We start from the raw sequence: 2715 nt of genomic DNA, 5'->3' as shown, positions 1-2715 counted from the left end.
GAGTAATCCAGGTAAAAGGGGATGAAAATGCTGGACTGCAATAACCTATGTCGCCTTTTAGATGTTTGGCATCTGTACGTCTCGGTGACGAACATCATTAGAGGGAGAGCCCCCACGGGACAGGAATTCGTGTTTCCAGTTTGCAGGAACACGAGTGGCCCTCCGCGCACGATCGTTGCAGCAATTTGTAGTCTCGTTGGCGAGCAAACTGATGTCATGTCTCGACGGGCAACAAGGGGATTTCTCGGAGTGGATCGCAGGTGTATTCCATGATCATCGTCTGGCGTCCGACGTTCGTAAAGTCGAGCGATATCGGCTCGGCCATCTGAGCAGGCTACAGATTTTCTCGCTGATCAAAGCAAGAATGAATTGCAGGAGAGAATCCATAATCAGCATATTTGGCTCCTTCCTCCCGAGCCTTGGTTTTGAGGTTGCCATCCACCAAGTCTACTCAGGGTGGGAGCCTAGATCTAACCAACTCGAGCTTTGCGCAGCCCTTCTGGCGAACATGCTTGTGTGATGGGGTTCGTTGACTCGGTGCTGCCTCAGACCTACGATTTTGAAAGAGGGTGAGGGGAAGGAGTGTCTTCCCCCCGATGGCATATCGCACGCTTGACGTGGTCGGCCAGAGGTTAAGCCACTACCGCGTCATTGAGAAGATCGGCGCCGGAGGCATGGGAGAAGTCTATCGCGCCCACGATGAGCATCTCGACCGCGATGCTGCCATTAAGATTTTGCCCCCTAAGACCTTTACAGACCAGTCCGCACGGAAACGTTTCCACACCGAAGCCTTAACTCTCTCAAAGTTGAACCACCCCGGCATCGCTACAGTCTACGACTTCGACAGCCAGGAGGGCGTGGACTTCCTGGTCATGGAGTACGTTCCTGGAACAACCCTCAGCGAGAAATTGGCAGCGGGACCAATGCCGGAGAGGGAAGTAGCTCGCCTGGGTACACAACTGGCCGACGGACTGGCCGCTGCTCACGAACAAGCTGTGATTCATCGTGACTTGAAACCTGGGAACTTGCGGCTCACCCCGGACGGGAGGCTGAAGATTCTCGACTTCGGGCTGGCCAGGCTGGTACAGCCGGTGAGCGGAGACGCCCAAACCGAAACGGTAACGCAGACACGCACGATCGCAGGGACAGTGCCGTACATGGCCCCGGAACAGTTAAGAGGCGAGAAAGTGGACGCCCGCAGCGATATCTGGGCAGCCGGCATTGTGCTATACGAAATGGCGACCGGGAGGCTTCCTTTTGAGGGCAAGACCTCACCTGCGGTGGCAGACCAGATTCTTCACGCCCAGGCTGTCTCGCCGCAGCGCCTGCAGCCACGGCTTTCGTCGCGTCTGGCAGACATTATTCTGAAGTGTCTGGAGAAGGACGCAGAGAACCGCTATCAATCAGCGAAGGAATTGCAAGTGGACCTGCGGCGGCTGATCTTGCCCACCTCCGCCGTGAGCGTCGCCGCCGGCGCGGTTCGCAAGCGCCCTCGTTCGAAACGCATCCGGTCTGTCGCCGTGCTGCCGCTTACCAATTTTTCCCGCGATCCCGAGCAGGAATTCTTCGCCGACGGCATGACTGAGGCTCTGATCTGTGATCTGGCGAAACTCCGTGGCGTGAAGATAACCTCTCGTACCTCGGTGATGCGCTACAAGGGAAGCGAAACACCGCTGCCACGGATTGCCGAGGAACTAAACGTTGACGCCGTGGTGGAAGGGTCGGTTCTGCGGGTCGGACCCCGCGTCCGCATTACGGCCCAACTCATCCAAGCTGCCACCGATACCCACGTGTGGGCGGAGAGCTACGACAGAGATTTTGCGGATGTGCTCCTGGTGCAAAGTGAGATCGCGCGCGCCATCGCTCGCGAGATCCAGGTGGCAATTACGTCCGAGGAAGCCAAGCGCTTAAGCCGCGCACGCCGCGTCAATCCGGAGGCCTATGAGGCCTATCTGAAGGGCCGCTTTCACTGGTACAAACTGTCGCGGGAACATCTGGACACAGCGTTGCGGTATTTTCAGGCCAGCCTGGAGAAAGACCCCAGCGACCCCTTGGCCTACGTGGGCATCGCTGCTGTGTGGTGTTCCCGCGGCGATTGTGGACTTGTACCACCCCTTGAGGCATTTCCGAAGGCAAAGGCCGCCGCTCTGAAGGCGATTGAGCTGGATGATTCGCTGGCGGAAGCGCACATGAGCATGGGCATGGTTCGAGCTGCGGAATGGAACTGGGATGAAGCGGTGAAGGAATACAAGTGTGCATCCGAACTCACTCCCAACTCGGCCGAGGCGCATTTCTTCCTAGCGGATTTGCTGATCTCGCGGGGACATCCAGAGGAATGGAAGGCGCACGTTGAGTGTGCTCTAGAACTGGATCCGCTCAACTTCTTTTTTCAGTGTTTCTATGGTTGGCACTTGCTCTATTTGTGCCGTTATGACGAAGCAATCGCAGAACTCCGGAAGGCGCTCAGCAGTGAGCCGAATCTTCCGGCTGCCCATTTACGTCTATGGGGAGCCTTCTACCAAAAGGGGCTACAAGAAGACGCAATGGCGGCAGCGAAAAAGTTCTTTGAGACGTTGGGGGACAAAGGCGTTGTAGAAGCCCTGCAATGCGGCTACAGTGCCGCCGGGTATTCGGGGGCAATGCGTTTGGCGGCGGAGACGCTGACCGAGCGGTCCCATTCCAGCTATGTTCAACCCACGCAGGTTGCCCGCCTCT

The 2715-nt window shown here is 57.2% G+C and carries 1 protein-coding gene; it reads left to right on the top strand.

The features are described 5' to 3' along the window. Nucleotides 1-596 precede the first annotated feature (596 nt). Nucleotides 597-2715 (top strand): protein kinase (locus VEG30_06190; protein HXZ79501.1); only part of this gene is annotated, 2119 nt, incomplete at its 3' end.

The sequence above is a fragment of the Terriglobales bacterium genome, from assembly GCA_035624455.1.
Classification (GTDB): Bacteria; Acidobacteriota; Terriglobia; order Terriglobales; family Acidobacteriaceae; genus DASPRM01.
The sequence above is the reverse complement of the archived record's forward strand: the minus strand, read 5'-3'. Positions and strand labels throughout refer to the sequence as shown.